The organism is Micromonospora sp. NPDC047707 (genome assembly GCF_040704235.1).
Taxonomy (GTDB): domain Bacteria; phylum Actinomycetota; class Actinomycetes; order Mycobacteriales; family Micromonosporaceae; genus Micromonospora.
Genome location: NZ_JBEYSU010000053.1, coordinates 1 through 19,189 on the forward strand (window position 1 = coordinate 1; position 19,189 = coordinate 19,189).

General features: G+C 64.2%; 16 protein-coding genes and 1 pseudogene. 8 read left to right on the forward strand and 9 right to left on the reverse strand.

The features are described 5' to 3' along the window. From AB0873_RS29710 to mdcA, 8 genes are all read right to left on the reverse strand, one after another. On the reverse strand, positions 1 to 485 hold a 485-nt coding region (locus AB0873_RS29710; RefSeq protein ID WP_366603860.1), incomplete at its 3' end, for a helix-turn-helix domain-containing protein. 395 nt (positions 486 to 880) lie between these two features. Then, entirely contained in the window at positions 881 to 1,813 is a 933-nt protein-coding gene (locus AB0873_RS29715) for an acyltransferase domain-containing protein (protein ID WP_366603862.1), read from the reverse strand. Continuing rightward, the gene (locus AB0873_RS29720) at positions 1,810 to 2,469 is read right to left on the reverse strand and encodes a malonate decarboxylase holo-ACP synthase (RefSeq protein WP_366603864.1); all 660 of its coding nucleotides are present in this window, start codon (positions 2,467 to 2,469) and stop codon (positions 1,810 to 1,812) included. Before AB0873_RS29720 ends, AB0873_RS29715 begins: the two co-directional genes overlap by 4 nt. Then, positions 2,466 to 3,290, reverse strand: coding sequence for a biotin-independent malonate decarboxylase subunit gamma (gene mdcE / locus AB0873_RS29725; RefSeq protein WP_366603866.1), 825 nt, complete (start codon positions 3,288 to 3,290; stop codon positions 2,466 to 2,468). Before mdcE ends, AB0873_RS29720 begins: the two co-directional genes overlap by 4 nt. Then, positions 3,284 to 4,129: a biotin-independent malonate decarboxylase subunit beta gene (locus tag AB0873_RS29730; RefSeq protein ID WP_366603868.1), complete on the reverse strand. Its 846-nt coding sequence runs from the start codon at positions 4,127 to 4,129 to the stop codon at positions 3,284 to 3,286. The genes mdcE and AB0873_RS29730 overlap by 7 nt, the downstream gene beginning before the upstream one ends. Then, on the reverse strand, positions 4,126 to 4,446 hold the full coding sequence (gene mdcC / locus AB0873_RS29735; protein WP_366603870.1) for a malonate decarboxylase acyl carrier protein: 321 nt from the start codon (positions 4,444 to 4,446) through the stop codon (positions 4,126 to 4,128). Before mdcC ends, AB0873_RS29730 begins: the two co-directional genes overlap by 4 nt. Further along, positions 4,446 to 5,333, reverse strand: a complete 888-nt coding sequence (locus tag AB0873_RS29740) for a triphosphoribosyl-dephospho-CoA synthase (RefSeq protein ID WP_366603872.1) — start codon at positions 5,331 to 5,333, stop codon at positions 4,446 to 4,448. Before AB0873_RS29740 ends, mdcC begins: the two co-directional genes overlap by 1 nt. Beyond that, complete coding sequence (mdcA, locus tag AB0873_RS29745) at positions 5,330 to 6,985, reverse strand: malonate decarboxylase subunit alpha (RefSeq protein WP_366603874.1); 1,656 nt, start codon at positions 6,983 to 6,985, stop codon at positions 5,330 to 5,332. Before mdcA ends, AB0873_RS29740 begins: the two co-directional genes overlap by 4 nt. 108 nt (positions 6,986 to 7,093) lie before the next feature. Here mdcA and AB0873_RS29750 point away from each other — a divergent pair, with 108 nt between their 5' ends. The 8 genes and pseudogenes from AB0873_RS29750 (at position 7,094) to AB0873_RS29785 (ending at position 16,235) form a co-directional block, all read left to right on the forward strand. Then, positions 7,094 to 8,011, forward strand: coding sequence for a LysR family transcriptional regulator (locus tag AB0873_RS29750; RefSeq protein ID WP_366603876.1), 918 nt, complete (start codon positions 7,094 to 7,096; stop codon positions 8,009 to 8,011). Positions 8,012 to 8,242: 231 nt separating this feature from the next. Beyond that, positions 8,243 to 9,124: pseudogene (locus tag AB0873_RS29755) on the forward strand (IS701 family transposase); the annotation flags it as partial. A gap of 1,269 nt (positions 9,125 to 10,393) precedes the next feature. After that, a complete protein-coding gene (locus AB0873_RS29760) occupies positions 10,394 to 11,875 on the forward strand; it encodes an APC family permease (RefSeq protein ID WP_366603877.1) in 1,482 nt (493 codons plus the stop codon). A gap of 94 nt (positions 11,876 to 11,969) precedes the next feature. Further along, the gene (locus tag AB0873_RS29765) at positions 11,970 to 12,722 is read left to right on the forward strand and encodes a hypothetical protein (protein WP_366603879.1); all 753 of its coding nucleotides are present in this window, start codon (positions 11,970 to 11,972) and stop codon (positions 12,720 to 12,722) included. A gap of 107 nt (positions 12,723 to 12,829) precedes the next feature. Next, on the forward strand, positions 12,830 to 13,675 hold the full coding sequence (locus AB0873_RS29770) for a fumarylacetoacetate hydrolase family protein (protein WP_366603881.1): 846 nt from the start codon (positions 12,830 to 12,832) through the stop codon (positions 13,673 to 13,675). Between the two features lie 80 nt (positions 13,676 to 13,755). Then, a complete protein-coding gene (locus tag AB0873_RS29775; RefSeq protein ID WP_366603883.1) occupies positions 13,756 to 14,151 on the forward strand; it encodes a RidA family protein in 396 nt (131 codons plus the stop codon). After that, the gene (locus AB0873_RS29780) at positions 14,148 to 15,605 is read left to right on the forward strand and encodes an amidase (RefSeq protein WP_366603885.1); all 1,458 of its coding nucleotides are present in this window, start codon (positions 14,148 to 14,150) and stop codon (positions 15,603 to 15,605) included. Before AB0873_RS29775 ends, AB0873_RS29780 begins: the two co-directional genes overlap by 4 nt. A 159-nt stretch (positions 15,606 to 15,764) precedes the next feature. Next, positions 15,765 to 16,235 (forward strand): cupin domain-containing protein, encoded by a 471-nt coding sequence (locus AB0873_RS29785; RefSeq protein WP_366603888.1) that lies wholly within the window; start codon positions 15,765 to 15,767, stop codon positions 16,233 to 16,235. A 1,487-nt stretch (positions 16,236 to 17,722) separates the two neighbouring features. Here AB0873_RS29785 and AB0873_RS29790 read toward each other — a convergent pair. Continuing rightward, entirely contained in the window at positions 17,723 to 17,962 is a 240-nt protein-coding gene (locus tag AB0873_RS29790; RefSeq protein WP_366603890.1) for a histone-like nucleoid-structuring protein Lsr2, read from the reverse strand. Positions 17,963 to 19,189: the final 1,227 nt, after the last annotated feature.

Sequence of the window (19,189 nt, forward strand, 5' to 3'; positions counted from 1 at the left end):
TAGTCCGGGTCGCGGGAGGTCTTCCAGGTCTTCATCCGTTGAAATGACACGCCTTCCTCGCGGAGCAGGACCCGCAGGCCCTCGTGGCTGATGTCGTCGACCACCCCCTCAGCGACCAGGAAGTCGGCCAGCTTGGCCAGGCTCCAGGTCGAGAACGGCAACCCATGCTCGGGCGGCTTGGACTTGGCGATCTTCTTGATCTCCCGGCGTTCGGGCAGGGTGAACGTTCTCGGCCGGCCGCCCTTGTACTTCGGGTAGAGCGAGTCGAAGCCGTCGGCGTTGAAATTGTGGATCACATCCCGGACCCGATCCGCGCTGGTGAACGTCACCTCAGCGATCTTCCCCACCGACATGCCCTGCGCGGACAACAACACCATCTGCGCACGCCGCCACGTCACCACCGAACCAGTACCTCTACGGACGATCCGCCGCAGCCGCTGCCCCTCGTCGTCATCGACCTCGCGCACCCGGACTCGCTCTGCCACCCGGACAGCCTGGCGACACCGCGCCATCCGGGCCAGCATCCCCGCGGCGCGTCACGCCGTGACAGGGCAAAGGTTCTCTGACGCGGCACTAGTGTGCTGTGTTACACAATGCCATCCGGGCGTGGCCGTAACGAGCCCGGCCCGGATTCGTGAGGGATGCTGGACCGAGCCGCAGTTCGTTGCCTGATCGCCCGATTTCAGCTTGGACGCCGTCATCGGTGTGCAACCAGTCCGGCGACATCCCCTGTGCCTTGCCAGACCAGTGCTGCTGGTAATGCGCACTGGCATACCTGTCAGCGAACGCCAGTCCTCACCGAATTCGGCTCCGGGTGGGGACAGGGGCGCTGACTGATGAGTGTGACCGGTTACAGCGCGCTGGCGGTTGGCGCCAACGCCTAGGCTTGCTGCTGCTTCTTCTCCGATTCGGTGGCCGGCACGAGTCGGCGGATCAGTTGGTCTAAGCCCACATCGGCCATCGCGTAGGCAGCGCCGGAGGGGACTAACCTGATCAGGGCGCGGCCTGGTGCGATCTGGATCCAACGGTTGACGCCCCGTTCGGCAAGGATCGCGGTGGCCAGGTCCCAACGGACGCCATGCTCAATGCTGTCAGCGAGCTCCCGCCGCAGCTTGTCCGCGGTGAAGATGGTCTGCCCGGTCATGTTGCCGGCGATCGGCAGTGCGGGCGGGCGCACGGGCACTGTTCGCAGAGCGTCCCGCACGCATTCGGCGGCGGGCGTCATGAGGGGGCAGTGGGCGGGCACAGTTACTGCCAGTCGCCGGACCCGCGCTCCGGTCGCAGCTAGGCGATCAGTTAACGCGCGCAGTCCATCGTCGGTACCGGATGCAGTAGCCTGGGTCGGTGAGTTGACGTTGCTGGGCCAAACCTGGTGACCAGCTTCACGTACCGCGACGGCGGCCGCGACCACTTCTGGATGCCCCGGTCCGTCGACGACGATCATGCCCGCATGGCGAGGGCTTGCCGCATGCATAGCCGTGGCACGCAGGTTGACCAACCTTAGGGATTCGGCGAAGTCAAGGGCTCGTGCGGCGACGGCGGCAGTCCACAGCCCGACCGAATGCCCGGCGAGGTGATCCGCTTCCAGGCCGCGCCGCTCCGCTGCCCTGTACCAGGCGGTGCCGGCGATCAGCAAGGCGAGCTGGGCTCCTCTCGTGCCAGCCAGCACACTTTCGGTATCCAACTCCAACGGCTCCTCACCGAGAGTGTCGGCGGCTTCTGCCAGCACGTCGTCGGTGTCGCCCGGTAGGCGGTGCAGCATGCCCGGTCGTTGCTCGCCCTGCCCGGGAAACAGCATCGCTGTGCCGGTCATAACACGGACCACGGATTGGTCGTGAGCAGCGGACCGCGATCGGTACGCAAAACGATTGGCACGCCACCCGGCTCGCGTGCCCATTCGGCGAGCGCAAATCCTCCGCCTGGAGTTCGTACCTGCAAGTCGACGCGGGCTGCCAGCCACGCGGCGGCCTCGATGCCTCGGTGCACGTCGGGACGGTGGAGAGGCTCATCGGCGATGAGCACAACGTCGAGGTCGCTGGTGGCTGTGACGGCCGGTCTGCCGGTCACGAGTTCGTAGCCCACGCTGCCGACCGGGCCCCAGGCAAGCCCAGGAAAGACAGCAGCGGCGATCCTGCCGAACGCGCGCAGCGCCCGGAACGCCGGCAGCGACGCCCGCTGTGGCACGGGCGTCCTCGGGACATCGGCGGGAGAGACGGCGCGCAGGAGCGTGTCGGCCGGGACTTCGGCGGCGAACCGGTCAGATCGCTTCGGGCCGCGGATGCCGACCGGGATCCAGCCGGATCGCACGGTGGCGCGTCGCACTACCACCCAGGCTCCGGCGGCGCCGCTGACCGTTGCGGCGGCTGCGACCGTCGCACTGGGGTCCAACGCTGCGCCATCCGGCGCCGTCAGGGCGGTCCGGTCAGCCAGCAGGAACAGGTCATGTGCGACGGGAGCAGAACTAGTCATTGATTCCAAGCCTGGGCGACGAGGCGTCGGACGCGGATGGATGCCTCACGGTTCGTAAGGGCTTCGGGCGACTCGAGGCGCGCCCGCAAATCAGGCGGTCCTTGTCGCGCTGAGGCGACCGCGTCGGCGACGGCGGCACGGACCCGAAGGATGTCCTCGAGACCGGGTTGGGCGGGCCGTTCGACCGGCGCCGTGTGGTGAACGGCGCCTAGGGCGGCGAACGACGCGCCGTCGTACGCGGTGGCGGGTACGAGCCGCGCCATCGCGTCAAGCTCCTCGATGGAGCGGCGGGTGATCCGAGCGGCCGATGGCTTGGACATCACTTGTACGACGACGCCGTCGTGATCCAGTACGACGATGCGGTTGGCCTGCAGACCGATGGCCAGGAACGCGCCGGAGATGGCCTGGCCGACCACCAGGGCAACAACCGGATGCCCGGACAGGCGGGCAGTCGCCAGGGCGTGGACCGCCCCGGCCAGCGACTGGTGAATGCCGGCGAGTTCCTCGACGTATCCGTACGCCTGACTCGGCACGTCCACGAGGACAACAATCGGCCGGGGTCGTTCGACCTTGCGATCCTGCTGGAGTATCTGGCGGACCACGTCTGCGACTGCCCAGCCTTCCTCGAGGCCGACCTCGCCGGACCGGGCGCGCGGGAACCGGGCCTGCGGGTCGGGAACGACGGCGAGCAACAGCGCCCGCTCGGCGCCGAGCCGCAGAGTGCCGACCCGCACCGACTCAGGGATCGCGGGCTGTCCAGTGTGCAGTCCGTCGGCCAGGGCGTCGAACCAGACGGCTCCGAAGTGCGGCTGGGTCAGCATATCGTCTCCTCGTCGACAAGGTTTCGCAGGGCGTCGGGTGAGGGTCGGGTGGCAGGATCGAACGCCGCGAGCAGTCGCCGTGCTCGATCGATCCGTTCGGCACGTAACGGCCTGGCGTCATACGGCACACGCCACACGCCACGGACGGCGGCAGCTATCTCTTGGACGTCGTCGTTGACGAGGATCTCGGCCTGTTTAGTAGCGAAACGCTGCGCGCCGCCGATCATCGCCCAGACTGCCGCCCGGTCTGTGGCGTCAAATTCGTCGATACCGGCTTCGGTTTCGATGACCTCCGGCCCGTTGAGGCCGAGCCGGCCGCCCCGCGTCATGATCAGATGACTGGTGAGTCCAGCGGCGATGCCCATACCGCCAAAGCATCCGACGGTGCCGGGCACGATGCCCACGACAGGCCCGCACGCGGTCAGGGAAACCATGGCCGCGTGGATCTCCGCGATGGCCAAAAGACCGAGGTTGGCCTCCTGCAGACGGATGCCGCCCGTGTCAAGCAGCAGCACGACACGAGTGGGAATTCCCTTGTGGTTGTCATTGATTGCCTGTTCAAGGGCGGCGGCGACCTTTGCGCCTGAGACCTCCCCGACGCCGCCGCCTTGGAAGGCGCCGTCGAGCGCGACGACGACGGCGCTGACGCCGTCGATGGCGCCTCGTCCAATCACGGCACCATCGTCGCTTTGCGGAACTATGCCCTGCATTGGTAGGTGCGGCGACTCCACCAGATCGAAGGGGCCGAGGATTTCGCGGAACGAGCCTGCGTCCAGCACCGCCGCGACGCGCTCGCGGGCGCGCAGCTCGGTAAAGGCAACACGGATAGTCGTGCTCATTGGGCCGCCTCCGATTCGGACGCGGCAACGGCGAGCTCGCGTGCCTGGGCGAGGCGTAGGGACACCAGGCCGGGCGTGGCGCCGAAGTCGTTGATCTGGTAGCGAGCCCGGAATGCGCCCTGCTTGAAGAACCGGTCCAACACCCGCTCCCAGATGGCATCGAATCCGTCAACACTGGTGCGCAACGCAACAGTCGCCGACAGCCGATCAGGTTCGGGAATGATCACAATCTCCAGGTCGCCGGAGGCGACGACACCGACGTGAATGGGCCGGTCGAGAACCATGTCAGCGTCGTAAACGAAGGTCAGCGATTGCATCAGTCGTCCGTTCCGGTGCTACGGGCCTGTGAGGTCACCCTGTCGAGGAGAAGAGCCAAGGCGAGCATGTCGGCGCTGCCGCCCGGCGAGAGGCCGTGGTGAACGAGGTCATGGTCGAACTGCGCGAGTGCGAGCCTCCCAGCCGGACTCGCCGCGCCGCCAGCACGTAGGACCGCGGCGGCGCCATCGCGGGCGAACGCGAGCGCGGGAGGCCCGCCACGACCCAGCAAGCATGTGTCCTCAAGTCCGGCGATTGACGTCAGCAGCGCGCCGAGCCGGGCATCCGTTTCGCTGCTACCTCTGTCACGGGTGCGGGTCAGGGTGTCAAGCGCCGCTAGTGCATGCGGGAATCCGGCTCGGGCCTCGCCGACGGCGCCAGTGACGTGGTAACGGGCGCGCACGATGCGGCCCTTGGTGGGCTCGGCGAAGGCGGCCGGGTCGTCGTACGCGGCGATTGTGGCTACCTCGCGTAGCAGCTCGCGGGGCGTACTCGGTCCTTGTCGTGCTGCGGCGGCGACGGTGAGTCCGAGAGCCCAGATGGCGCCGCGATGAGTGTTGACGCCGCCGGTTACCCGAAACATCGCCTTCTCGCCGTCGCGGCCGATGCGGCCCAGCTCAGCGCGCAGCTTTGCTCCGGCCAACGCAGATCTCCCGGCCTTTGCCAGCCGCCGAAACGTGTCACGCAGATTAAGCGCCGAAACGATTATCATGGCGGCGTCCATGTCCCGGTGAGCGCCCCGACCACGCAAGTCAACCAAACCTGGCTTCGGTGTCAGCACCGCCTCGTCGAGCAGCGCCTTCACAGCTACACCCGCCAGTTCATCGTCGCTCAGACTCCTGATGCGGCCGTCCAAGGCGACCGTGGGTGCCGACAGCACGGCCGTCACCAGCCGCGGAACCGCGACGGCGGGTCGTACAGGTCGTCGGACCAGGTAACGAGGTCCTCGATGCTGCGCGCGGCCAGCATCGACCGGCGCGCGTCCGCACGCCGCACCCCCAGGTCTTCGGGCGTGGCGAGGATGCCGTCGCGGCGCAACGCCTCCCGTTGCCCGGCGGTCGACGACTGTCCCAACGGACCCGCCCCAGCCAAAGCGGCGACGGCTTGACGGCGCTCCTCGAGATCGCGGGCCTTGTAAAGGTACGCCACACCTTCCTCGCTGACGACGTGGGTCACGTCATCGCCATAGATCATCACGGGAGCCAGCGGCATACCGGCCTTCTGCCCGACCGCAACGGCGTCCAGGCGCTCCACATATTTGGGTCGGCCACCGACGCCGTAGCTCTCCGCGATCTGCACCACGAGCTTGCGGCCACGGTGGATCCCGAGATCACCGGTTGCCCATGTGGTACTCAGCCACGCGGGCGTGCTGTGACGCCGCCCGTGCGGATCGTTGCCGAGATTCGGGGCCCCGCCGAATCCGGACAGCCGACCGTCGGTCACCGTTGAGGAGTTCGCCACAGCGTCAATTTGCAGCGTCGAGCCAATGAACATGTCAGTGGCGTAAAGGCCGGCCGCCTGCGCGACCATCCGATTGGAGCGCAGCGATCCGTCACGGCCGACCGCGAAGATATCCGGGCGCGCGGCTACGTACCGTTCCATGCCCACCTCCCCGCCGAACGAGGCGATGCTGTCGACCCAACCACTTTCGATCGCTGGGATTAGAGTGGGATGTGGGTTGAGCACGAAGTTCCGGGCGACCCTGCCGCGTAGGCCCAAATGCTCACCGTAGGTCGGCAGCAACAGCTCTATCGCCGCAGTGTCGTACCCAATCCCGTGGTTGAGCGAGGTCACCTGATGGCGCTCGTAGATCCCGCGTATGGCCATCATGGCCAGCAGGACGTGCACATCGGTGATCTTGCGGGGGTCACGGGTGAACAAGGGCTCGATCTGGCAAGGCCTATCCGCGGCCACCACGAAGTCAACCCAGTCGCCCGGAATATCCACCCGTGGCAGCCTGCCCTCGCTGACCAGTTCGTTGACCTGAGCGATGACAACGCCGCTGCGAAACGCCGTCGCCTCCACGATAGCCGGCGTATCCTCAGTATTCGGCCCGGTGTACAGGTTCCCCGCAGCGTCGGCCTTATCCGCCGCGACCAACGCCACGTCGGGGATCAGGTCCACGAACATGCGGGCGTACAGCTCCAGATAAGTGTGGATCGCGCCGACCGCCATCGTCCCGTCTGCCAACAGCGCGGCAACGCGGGCGGATTGTGGCCCCGCGTAGGAAAAGTCGATCCGGGAGGCGATGCCCTTCTCGAACAGGTCCAGATGCTCTGATCGCGAGATCGAGGAGATGAGCATATGCAATTCGTGCACTCGAATCGGATCAACCGCGGCCAGCGAGCGAGCCAGAAAGTCTGCCTGCTTCTGGTTATTACCCTCCAATGCCACCCGCTCACCCGGCCCGATCACGGCTTCCAGCAGTTCAACGATCCGCTCGGCGGAGACGACGCGACCCTGCGCCAGCCCAGACGCCGCCTCCAACCGCTTCCGCTTACGGTCGCTGCGCCCGGTCCACACCCGCTGCTGCGTAACCATCAGCTCTCCCCCGTCACCCGGGCCCAGCAGCCCCGCTGTCTCTGCTACGCCGACAAGCCTCGTTCGTCGCCTTGTCGTCGACAACAGGCCTCGCGCTAGATTGATGCTGTGTTGAATGAAATGGCTGCGCATCGCGTGCTCGCCCCGGCTCTCGCCCAGCTCGCCGCACTCGCTGACGACCCACATATCACTCGAACGGCGGCATGCACCGGCATCAGCCAGCCCACCCTAAGTCGATCGATCCGCCGCTGGGAGCAACAGCTCGGTGTTCCGCTGTTGGAGCCGGACGGGCGCGGCGTGCGCCTGACCCCGGAAGCCGTGGCCCTGGCGGGCGCTGCGGCGGAAGCGATCCACCTGCTTGACGATGCCATGAACCGCATTCGCGGTCGGGCTACCCCCAATTCACTCACCTTGGGCTTCCTCAAGTCCCTCGGCCCTACCGTGGTCGCCGAACTAATCGCCTCGTTCCTGCGCGAGGACCCCAGAACGGTCGTCGCGCATCGGGAGGGATCCAGCAGCGAACTCGTGCACGGCATCGACGACGGCACGATCGACGTCGCCATCATCGCTCCCCGCCCCGTCGGCCCCTACGAGTGGCTACGGCTCGGCCGACAATCGTTCGCACTCGTCGTGCCCGTCGGGCATCGGCTCGCCGCAGCCAACTCGGCCAGCGTCGGTGATGTCCGCGACGAGCCCGTGCTCGCCCTCGATCGGCGCTTCGACGCGCGCCGCCGCGCCGACGCCCTTTGCGCGTCAGCCGGTTTCACCCCCCACGTCGCCCTAGAGGCCGACGACATCACGACCATTCGCGGCTACGTTGGCAGCGGCCTTGGCGTCGCGATCCTTCCCGCAGATACCGCCACCGCAGCACGTACCGTCGACGTCCCCATCCAGGCGCCGAACGCCTGGCGCGAGTTCGGGATCGCCTGGCGACCCGAACGTTTAACCAGAACCGGCGAGGCACTGCTGGCACACGCACGCCACCTCAGTGCGCGCTACCCGGACTGGGCCGACATTGTCGTCTGAACCCGCACCATCAAGCCGTCGCCGGGCGCTAGGCGGTTCGGCCACGGCGCGCATTCCATCGGAGCGTCGGTGACGCTGGTTCGATCGGCCCGTCCGCCGTTGCCCTCGGCACCTCAGCCCGCTTCGGCGTTGGTCCCCGGGGAACCGGAGGTCGGCTCTGCGACGAGACCGCTCCGCCCATTCAAGATGCTTAGTATTGCAACGGCAGTTATGGATGTCGTGTAGTGCATGATGTCTGCCGTGGCGGGGGTCGATGCGTGGGTGGCTGAGTTGGATCGGTTGCATGCGCGGATCGGCGGTCGGTTTCGGCGGGCGGAGCTGCGGGCTCGGGTGCGGCAGTACCTGTGTGGGCTGGCCGCGGGGCTGCAGCGGAAGAACGGCTGGACCTTGGCGGAGCGTGCGGGTGAGGTGTCGCCGGAGGGGATGCAGTGGTTGCTGCGGTAGGCGGATTGGGATGTCGAGGCGGTCCGTGATGACGTGCGGGACTATCTTGTCGAGCACCTCGGTGAACCGCAGGGTGTGCTGATCGTTGATGACACCGGTTTTCTGAAGAAGGGCGTCCGTTCGGCGGGAGTGGCCCGGCAGTACTCCGGCACCGCTGGCCGGGTGGGGAACTGCCAGGTCGGGGTGTTCCTGGCCTATCGCTCGGTCAAGGGTCACGGGCTGATCCATCGGCAGTTGTATCTGCCCGCGGTGTGGACCGACGACCGGCAGCGGTGCCGCGCCGCCGGCATCCCTCACGAGGTTGAGTTCGCGACGAAGCCGCAGATCGCCAAGACCATGCTGGCTCGGGCCTTGGATTCTGGGGTGCCGGTCGGGTGGGTCACCGCCGACGAGGCTTGCGGCCAGGTCAAACGCCTGCGGGTGTGGCTGGAGCAGCGTGACGTGGGCTATGTGCTGGCCACCCGCCGCAACGACGACATGATCACCACCACGATGGGCGCCTGCCGCGCCGACGAGCTCATCGCCGCCCTGCCCGCCCAGGCATGGTGCCAGTTGTCCGCCGGCCCAGGCGCCCACGGCCCCCGCGACTACGACTGGGCCCGCATGCCGATACGCATCTGCTGGCGACCCGGACGCGGGCACTGGCTCCTCGCCCGACGCAGCATCACCAAAAACCCTCACCACAAAAGGGAAAACAACCCCGGCGAGGACATGATGATCGGCTACACGTACCGAAGATCCGCCGACTCACGGCGTCCCTGACCCTCACCACCCCGCCCTGCCCCGCCCGCATCTGGGCCTGATCACACTGGCGCCGACGACGCCAACACCAACCCCGCACCAGCCACTACCGCCACCGCGGCTACCCGCCATAACCGCCCTCGCACTATTAGGCCGCAACCACGAAGCATCGATAGACGGGCAAGACTATGCCGGAGGTCGACGCCGCCGCTGCCTGCTGCGAGCCCACCGCTAGCTCGGGCCCCCTGCCTCGAGGCGCTGCCGAGATGGCGGCCTCGACCGGATGCGCGTTCACGAACGCCACTGCCTGTGCCGGTTGGCCTGCGGGACCCGCAGCCAGACAACACGAATGTGATCGCCACAGTGACGTAATCCAAGGTCGCCGTCAGGAAAGCGCGCCAGTTCCGCGATGCAGCGGCAGGCGCTTCCTGGCTGGCCACAGCGTCGTCCGCGGGCAACCGCCAACCGAAGGTGGGCTCGGGCGGGGCGCGCCGACATCGGCGATCACGACAGCACCGCCAATACCAAGACCACCACCTTGACCAAGAAAACGGACAGCCGTAACGAATTCGTCCGCGAAGCGGACTGTAAATAAGCCCATCAGTTTCCCGGGATAGGACACTTACTCGATGACCGACCGGGAGCTTACGGGCACCGTACCATCCATCTCAATGGGGCTTCATCCACAACGACCTTTCCTGTGGCGAGCGGCATAGATGAACCTGCCGGATTCGAGGGGGTTGAGAAAGTGCCCAAAAGCGACATTACGGATAGACCTGCCCAATCGATGGTGACAGCACTTGGCTTGTGGACCGGCAGATTACACCCAGTGAATGCGAGACCGCACGGCGACCTGAGGTAGCAACGCCACGTCGATCACGCTCAAAAGTGCGTACGGGTTTGACCGACCTGATGCTGACTCTTTTCAGCAACGCGGGCATTGCGCACACAAACGCTCGGCGTGCCACCCGCTGCTGTCATTCGGGGGCGAACAGAACTAACTGGTTTGAGCTTGTGGAGCGCAACGCTGGTCAACGACGATCTGAATTCACTGCCGACCGTTTCACATCGCTAACAACACGGGCGATTACGCCCAATCATGATCCGATCACAGGAATTTAACGCCTGTCGGATTGATCATGCCCATCAAATGGTGTGCCTGCAAACTAGCGCGCACGTCCGCTAAAGGAGCAGACATTGTCAAGCTACATGAACGAGAGTAGCTCAGTGGCGGCGGCCTACGAACATCATCATGAGGCAGCAGGGCTGGAGGCACGCCTCAGCGATGGACAAATCATCGGGCTAGCGCTTGCTTCTCAGACACCAGCAGTTGCGCTAGCGACGGTGCCCTTTCTCCTGGTTGTTACTGCCGGTAACGGCAGTTGGCTGGGTGCATTACTGGCAGCTGTGGCGACTGGCTGCGTCGGGGCCGCCGTCATCACATTCGCCCGGCGGTACGTGGTCACAGGCTCATTGTATTCATACATCGCCTACGTTTTCGGTCCCTGGGCGCGCCTCCTGGTCGGTGCGAGTCTGCTGCTCGGCTACGTTGCGCTCATTGCCGGTGTTTTGATGCTGACAGCCACCTTCGCTGGGAGCTTCCTGATCGCCGTCGGATTCGGCTGGGGGCTGAGCGCGGGATCCATGACCGTGCTCGCGACAGTCGCGATGCTCCTTGCTGCCGGGCTCGCGTACCGCGGGCTGGATGCGTCCGTTCGAACTGCCGTCATTCTCACGGTAGCCACAGTGCCGGTCGTGCTGTATATATCGGTCGCCGCCGCAATCAATACCGGACTAGATCTGGGAGCCCAACTGTCGCTCAACGGCGCGTCCGTGAGTGGCATCTTCCAGGGAGTCGCGGCCGCCGCGGTATTCCTAGTGGCTTTCGAAAGTTCCGCTGCACTTGCGGCAGAAACCCGCAATTCAAGGCGAAACGTTCCGGTTGCCGTCATGAGCATACCCGTTGTTCTCGGCGCGGCTTACCTGATGATGGCGGTCCTGCAAGTGCCAGCGCTGCTTGCCAGCGCTGAGGCGATTAACGCAGGTGGCTCGCCGGCTGCGGCCCTAGTTGAGCAGGCGGGTCTCGGCGCGCCACTCGCGACAGCAACTGACCTAATCCTCGCCATCGCCAACCTGGCGTCGCTGATCGCGTTCGTGAACTACGGCTCGCGCTTCGTCGCAACATTGGCAACGGACGGGCTGCTCCCCAAGTCTGCGGCACACGTCAACAAGCGTTTCAAGAGTCCCGACAGTGCCATCCTCAGCCTGTCCGCGCTCGCATTAGCCTCCCTACTCGTGCTGGTGTGGCTGTATCCCGACGAACTACTGACCAAAGTATTCCCCGCGATATCCACGCTGACCGTCTACATGTGGGTCATCCCATGGGCGCTCATCTGCGTCGGAGCGATCGTCCTCGTAGTGCGGGAGCGTAGGGCCCGACTCGGAATTGTCACGACGGCCGCATTCGGCGCCACGGCGGTTGCATGGATATATGTCAACGGTCTGGTGAACGCGCCGGCGTCGCCAGTGGACGCCATGTCGTACGTCTATCTTATTGCAACGGGTGCACTCTTTGTCGTCTTCTACCTCCTGGATTGGCGCTCGCGCCGGCCACGGGGTCGCAGGCAAGGCATTGAGACAGGGGACGACAATCGCCGATCGCCGGCCACCTGGAAGTAGCCCGAATTATGCAAATGTCAAATAGCCAAGCCTTCCGACGCCACCGGATGGCCAGGGCGAATCCGTAGAAAGAGCAGAAGGAGCCAATGCCGTAATGACAATCGGGACAACTGTCTTCAAGGCTGGAGGCTTTCGTTACCTCACCGGCGTCTTCCAGTACTCTGGCGGCGTAGCCGCGGAGCCTGGTTTCGCCATCGAGCGTGTCCGGCTACAGCGGCCACTGCCACTCGCAGAGGGCCTCGCCTCCGTTGAAGCCCACCTGAGGTCGATCGGCCGTCCGACAACGGCATTCTGCGCATGCGAACTCCGCTCACCAGGCCAGTTCAGTGAGCACGCCTTCAACGAGTTCAACCGGGAGTACGTGCATACTCTCGAGCGCTGGGGTCTTTTCGCTAACGGCGTGAATCCCGTTGCGCGAACGAATGTCTGCCCTGAGACCGCCAAGCCCGCCTCGCCCTCACTCCACGCCTTCGCTTACACCGTGCCCGCAAATGGAGCGCCCGTCAATTTCGTGATTACGGGTGGCGCTGAGGCGCCGGAAGACGGCAAGGAGTACCATCCTCGCATTGTGAGGCGCGGCGACACGTCTCTCGACGGCCTCCGTGAAAAGATCCGTTACGTCAGGATGGAACAGGAGCGACGTCTCGGGGCCTTGGGATTAAAATGGAGTGACGCTCGCATTGTGAACGTCTACTCACTGCGAGACGTGGGCCCACTAGTTCGCGGAGAGCTGATGGCACAAGGCGTGGGTGCCGAGGGTCTCACCTGGCATGTGGCGAGTCCACCGGTCGCGGACTGTGAGTACGAGATGGATGCATCCGCAGTGTTGCGCGAAGCTCGCCGTTGACCGATTCCTCCCAACGCCTGCAATGGTCCCGCCATTTCTGCCAATTCGTGGTTTTCATCGAGTGACGGGACAAGGCCACCGGGGCCGAACCTAGGAAGACAGATGATATGAAGCTTGCCACCTTTAGCATAAACGACATCGTCAGCTACGGTGCCGTAGTGCCGACAGGGATCATCGACCTCGGCCGTCGCTACCACAAAAGGCATCCCGACCTGAAGGCGCTGCTCGCTGGCCGTGGGCTGGACGACGTCCGGCTTCACCTTGACGATTCGCCCGACTATCAGGTGTCGGACGTAACCTGGTTGCCGGTGATTCCTAATCCCGAAAAGATTGTATGTGTCGGGCTGAACTACGAGGACCACCGGGTCGAGGCGGGCCTTAGCGCTACCGACAACCCTGCTCTGTTCTTGCGTACCGCTGAATCACAGGTTGGCCACAACGGCGCGATCCTGCGACCCTGTGAATCGGACACATTGGACTACGAGGCAGAGATCGCGGTCATCATCGGTAAGCAGGGCCGACGTATTTCGCAAGCGGCAGCTTGGAGACACATCGCCGGTTACAGCTGTTACAACGACGGCTCTGTGCGCGAGTGGCAGCGGCACACACTTCAGTACACCGCAGGGAAGAATTTCGCGTCGACCGGTGGCTTCGGGCCATGGATGGTGACGGCGGACGAGATACCGCCAAATGAGCCGCTTACCCTCACCTGTCGGCTCAATGGCGAAGTCGTGCAGCAGGCGACGACGCAACAGATGATATTTTCAATTCCACGACTCATCACATACATCTCGACTTTCACTACCTTGCAGCCGGGTGATGTGATTGTTACCGGCACACCAGCCGGTGTGGGTTCACGTCGTACACCGCCCATCTGGCTGAGGCCGGGCGACGAGGTCGAGGTCGAAATTGACCAGGTTGGCATCCTGAGAAACAGTGTTGCGGATGACTGATACCGCGCCCCATGAAGGACGTGCTTCAGCGTTGACGGACAGGGACCGGAGGCAAGAGCGGACCCGAAGGAGATTTCGGTATGAATCAACAGCAAGTGCACACCGGCAACCTAAGCCAACCGAGCGGTCACTTCTCACAGGCCATCACCGTCGAGGCGCGTGGCAGGCTCATATTCGTTTCGGGTATGACCGCTCGCCGACCCGATGGTTCGGTGATGGGCGTCGGCGACATCGCGGCGCAAACACGGCAAGTGTGCGAAAACTTGAGAGAGGTAATGCAGGCGGCAGGCGGCACCCTGGCCGACATCGTGCGTGTGGACGTTTACGTCCGCAATATTGAGCAATTCGACCAAATTCACAAGGTCCGGCGTGAGTATTTTGGAAGCCCGCCGCCTGCATCGACCATGGTTGAGGTAACGAAAATGGTCTCGCCGGATATGTTGATCGAGATTAGCGCAATCGCGGTCGTTCAATGAGTCAAGCCGAGAGCAGCCGCGCTCTTGGGGTCGGATGCGACCCAAGCTACCTAGCCATCTCACAGCTCGGCCCGCTCCTAGCGGGACGGCAACTCTCGCCGGTCGAGCTTTGCCGCTCGCTTCTCGCCCGTTATGAGTGCCTTGAGCCTCAGCTGAATGCATTCATTTCACTCTCTCCCGAGCGCATTTTGAAGGATGCACGAGCGGCTGAGGCAGAGTTGGCCCGCGGAGTGGTGCGGGGACCGCTGCACGGTGTCCCGGTCGCTGTGAAGGACTCCTGCTGGACAAAAGGAGAGAGGACCACTGCCGGCGCGACGGTCTTCACCGGCTTCATTCCAGATCGGGACGCCACAGTTGTCGCCCGGCTTCGTGCAGCAGGAGCAATAGTCTTTGGAAAGACTAATCTGCCTGAATTCGCCTACGGGCCGGTCGACGCCTACCACTACGGTCCGACGCGTAACCCGTGGGACCTTAAGCGTTACGTTGGTGGCTCAAGTATGGGTTCAGGCGCAGCCTTGGCCGCTGGAGTCGTACCTGGTGCCATCGGCAGCGATACGACGGGATCGATACGCAACCCGTCCGCTTGGGCTGGCGTAGTAGGCCTCAAACCAACGTATGGACTCGTCCCGCTGCGGGGAGTGGTGCCGCTGGCCCTCTCACTAGATCACATCGGCCCGATGGCGCGCTCTGCCCTCGATTGCGCCCTGCTACTAGATGTCATCGCCGGCTACGACCGGAACGATCCCACGTCGGCGGACAAGGACGGTAGCCAATATGCCGCCTGGTTGCGCTCTTCCATTCGCGGACTCCGAGTCGGTGTCCTGCGCGATTTGTGGACATCGCTGCCCGCCGACATGGCGACGGCCGTCGAAGACGCCCTGGCAGTCCTCGCGGAACTTGGGCTCGAACTCTCCGATGTCACCATTGCCGAGTGGGACGCCGCTGTGGAGGCGGGCGACGTGCTGGTGCGCTGCGAAGCCGCCGCACAATACCGGGCATTGCTGAATGAGGAGAACGTTCGCCTGGTCCCCCAGACTCGCAGGCGTCTGGAAGCCGGACTCGCCACACCCGCACCCGACTATGTTGACGCTCTGCGCACCGCCGGTCGGCTGCGCCACGAGCTACGGGAAATATTCAAGCGAGTCGACCTCCTCGCGCTGCCGGCTCGCGAACGGACTGCCCCGGAAATCGACGCCGCTGGGCGTCGACTCGCCCCCGACTCAGGGCCGCGATACGCCGTACCGATCAACATTGCCGGTCTTCCTGCACTCACCCTGCCCTGCGGTTTTGATCGCAACAACCTGCCCATTGGTCTTCAAATTGTCGGGCGCCCTTGGGGCGACGGGACCCTTTTGACGGTGGGGCATCGCTTTCAACAGACGACCGACTGGCACGAGCGTCGTCCGCAACTTCCCCCTTGGAAGGCGCCAAGCCAATCCTCTCGCAAGGAGTAGCAAAACAAGCGTAAACGGACATCGTTTGGGATTTCTCGACAACCGCCTCGCGACACCCTGCGGCACTCGACAGTACTCAACCTCGTATCTAGGACGGAAGTGGCCAAAGTATGGCGAATCCGACTCTGTCGGCCATTAGAGATAGGAGAGGCTCTGATCATGGGACACGAAGCGCTCATCGTCCGCAGCTCCGAAGGCACGCTCTACAGGCAAGGCCCTTCGTTGTTCAAGGCCACTGGCGACCAGACCGCAGGCCGGTTCGACTTCTTCGAGATGACCATTGAGTACCTGACGGGGCCCGGACTGCACTGGCATGCCAACCAGGACGATACGTTTTATGTCCTGGAGGGAGTGCTGACGGTCCAGTGCGGCGAGGAGATCCTAGACCTTAGTCCTGGGGACTTCATTACCATTCCGCCTGGCGTTCCACACACGTTCGACAACACCCGCAAGGACCAGCTACCGGTCAAGGTTATCAATCTCATGACCCCAGGCGGGTATCATGGGCTCTTCGCCGAAAATGAGCACCTTGCGGAGGACGCTGACGCCGCCGAGCGAGACCGGATCAACGCAAAGTACGAGGTCACGTACGTCGGACCACCCTTGGCGGAGAAGCTCGGACTTTCGTGAGCCAGCAATCAAGGAATAGGCTCGAGGCCGGCCAGCGCTCAAGTAGGCCGGCCTCAGCCGAGGAGTTGCACTGACATATGGCGCCCGTTCCGGCTGCGCCGTGGATGCTGCCGGGGTGGCGACGAAATACTGCGCTACAAGCGGAGACTGGTAAGAGCCCAGAAAGCAGCAACGAATGCCAGGCCACCTAGCAGGAAAAACGTACCCTTTCCTCTTGCTGCCTGAGAAGGCTTCATCTCGCTTAGTGCTAAGACTCGGGGCCGTTTGTCACGTCGGCAGCTGGTTTTGCCAAATGTGCCGCGACTCGAACTTCCCACCGCAGAGTGGCGCCGACCCGATGAGATGAATCCGGCCGCTGGTTGCTTCTGCCCATATTCGCCCCTGCCGGAATGCGTCGTCGACTCGTCCCGACAGATGGCGTCCTCGCCAGCGCGGCGATTATGGTCCCCCAGCAAGGCCGCGCGCACTTTCCGGCCAACGTCGATGGACTCCGATACCGACCTTTTTCGATTGATAATGACCTCGAAGCCACGTTGACGCCTCATTGCCCCTCTCTAACCCGCCGCCGCATGTAGACGCAGGCGATCAACCTTTTAGCCACGATTGAAGTGATCAATCCTTCGGTGTGAAGCCAACAATTTGATTGGGTTAGGGAATAATTCCGATGCGCTGTCACGGCCCTAGCAGACGACTCAGCCGGGCCACTGCTTCAGCTTTACTCGCCCATAGGTATTCCCTCTTAAGGTGCCTCATGGCGACCGAATGCTAACGGTGTCTTACACATCGCGGCTCCTCGCGCGCACCGAGTCGCAGCGCCGGCGCAACAAACGGTCGTCACGACGGCGGTGACCAGCGTGTTCGTCAGCGTGCACTGCAGGCGCAGGTTTCGCTCGAGGCCCCGAGACGATGCATCGTCAGTTGGACGCTGCCGATCTGTGGACTCTGGCAGAGGCGCGTGAGCTGGCTGGAGGACGAACTGGCGGCGGTTGAATCGATGCTTCGCCATCTGCAGGTCGCACCGGCCGGTGACGGCAAGGCGTGAACCGACGTGCATTGGAAGCCCGAGGGGCGGCTCGATCCAGATCAGCGGCGCCACCGATAAGCAGCATCGTCGAGATGCTGGAGGGTTCCTTGCCGCCAGCAACGGGTCCGGGGCCGGCGCGGGCCCGGCTGTATCTGCACCAGCCCCAGCAGATTGTGAACTTCAAAGTGGGGCACCGACGACGCCCAGTATCACGGCCTCCGACCCGAGCAAATGTTGATCACCGAGTGACCCGACCACCAAGCGGAGCCGATTTGGTACCGACTGTGAAGCCCCCAGCCACATCGAGCTGGTCCGCTACGGCAATTTTCCGCTGGCGGATCGAACACGACAACCGCGAGCTGACGACCAGCCTCCGGGCTGGACCGCTGCGCGGGTCGCTCCTTCGCCGGCCCATCGCCACGTCGCCGACGAGGGCATCAGCGTACGACGCGCTTCCCGCATCTCACTCGGATGCACATTCGATCCGCCTAGCCGCATGGATGAACGTGGTAAGCGCCTCCCGAAGGGCGAAAGCGTCCTCGCCGGTCAACTGAACGGCGTAGGAAATACCATCCAAGCCGAATTCAACCTTCTCGTTTGCCGCCCTGCTACAAGAACCCACAGTTGAGTAACGGGTAACTTTCCATGTCATGGCTACGTCTCCTTTGCGAAGCAACTGCCTTGAGTAGCGCGAGGCCCCCATCCAGCCATCACCAATGGTCGCCCGGAACACCGCTTGCCCCGCCGTGCAACCATAGAGATCTCCGCTCACACCACGCTGGCACAACGCCGGCACGACGCTGTCAGCGCCTTAGCCTGCTCTTCTGCAGTCCTGCGCCCCTGCACATCAGCCGAAGGATGGACTACACAAAGCGCTTGAGCCGCATGACCTGAACGCAAACTCGGCAACGATGCTGTAGTCGTAGCAGTCGCCAACCGGGTCTCCCGAGCCGAGCAGGCCGGATTAGGCTGCTGACGGGACGCAAGGGACGTGTAGTTGCCGTCGTGGTCGGAGTGCAACTACCCTGGGCGGACCGGTGTTGCCGGCGGGCCATGCCGAACAGCATCGACGAGAGGTCGGCGCGCAGACGGTCGGCGTTGACCAGCCAACCCTCAGGGTGAACACGTCCCGCACGAGCAGTGTTGTGGGGCGATGCTGAGTGTTGCCGGTCGAGCACGGACGATTCGGCCGATCGGCGACGAACTGTCGAGCGACCAGATTCCGCCGGTGGCTTGGCAGGAGGTCCCGGACGATGCAGCCGGCGACACCGGGATACCCCTTGCAGCCCTTGGATGCGCATTGGCCGTCACTTGTCTGCGGCGCACCGCACGCCGAGGCTCGGCGTGCGTGGGCAGGATCCGTTGATGCACAGCGCATTTGACATCTGCGGTGTACGTGCGCAGGGCATCGTGGCGCGTCAGCGCCTCATCAGAGAGCGGGCGCGGTGAATCGGGCTGGGACTGCCACTCATGGCCCGATCGATGAAACCCTGAGTACCCGGCATGCCACTGCCACGGCGACCCGGCGAGGTCGGCGTTCAGGGGTAGATCATGTTGGAGGACGTTCTCTCGCGCGGGAATAGAGTGCAGCCCGCCCTGCACGATGGTTCATGTCTCGCCGTCGTTCAGCGTCCGCGTCAGTTGGGCGACCGAACGGTGTGGACGGGTCGCGGAGGTGCGGCTGAACGATGAGTTCGTGTGCGACGGCCGGCACGAGTCCAATGCTGAGAACCGCGGAGACATTGGGCAGTTGAGTCGTAGACAAGGCCCAGGGCGCGCCGGTGAGCGGCCGAGGGCGCGCACGTGGCCAGTCGGCCGAGCAGTGAGGCCTACTGCTAGTGCCGCATCAGGCAACGTTCGCCCTGTTGACGACCTCGCGTAGGCGTTCGTCGGCGGCGTTCTTGTTCCGCCAGATGATGTAGCGGCGGAT

Bases quoted from the DNA above. Each gene is read 5' to 3' on its own strand.
- AB0873_RS29715 (WP_366603862.1), bottom strand. From the start codon at position 1,813: ATGACCGGCACAGCGATGCTGTTTCCCGGGCAGGGCGAGCAACGACCG.
- AB0873_RS29720 (WP_366603864.1), bottom strand. From the start codon at position 2,469: ATGACTAGTTCTGCTCCCGTCGCACATGACCTGTTCCTGCTGGCTGAC.
- mdcE (WP_366603866.1), bottom strand. From the start codon at position 3,290: ATGCTGACCCAGCCGCACTTCGGAGCCGTCTGGTTCGACGCCCTGGCC.
- AB0873_RS29730 (WP_366603868.1), bottom strand. From the start codon at position 4,129: ATGAGCACGACTATCCGTGTTGCCTTTACCGAGCTGCGCGCCCGCGAG.
- mdcC (WP_366603870.1), bottom strand. From the start codon at position 4,446: ATGCAATCGCTGACCTTCGTTTACGACGCTGACATGGTTCTCGACCGG.
- mdcA (WP_366603874.1), bottom strand. From the start codon at position 6,985: ATGGTTACGCAGCAGCGGGTGTGGACCGGGCGCAGCGACCGTAAGCGG.
- AB0873_RS29765 (WP_366603879.1), top strand. From the start codon at position 11,970: ATGACAATCGGGACAACTGTCTTCAAGGCTGGAGGCTTTCGTTACCTC.
- AB0873_RS29770 (WP_366603881.1), top strand. From the start codon at position 12,830: ATGAAGCTTGCCACCTTTAGCATAAACGACATCGTCAGCTACGGTGCC.
- AB0873_RS29775 (WP_366603883.1), top strand. From the start codon at position 13,756: ATGAATCAACAGCAAGTGCACACCGGCAACCTAAGCCAACCGAGCGGT.
- AB0873_RS29780 (WP_366603885.1), top strand. From the start codon at position 14,148: ATGAGTCAAGCCGAGAGCAGCCGCGCTCTTGGGGTCGGATGCGACCCA.
- AB0873_RS29785 (WP_366603888.1), top strand. From the start codon at position 15,765: ATGGGACACGAAGCGCTCATCGTCCGCAGCTCCGAAGGCACGCTCTAC.
- AB0873_RS29790 (WP_366603890.1), bottom strand. From the start codon at position 17,962: ATGGGGGCCTCGCGCTACTCAAGGCAGTTGCTTCGCAAAGGAGACGTA.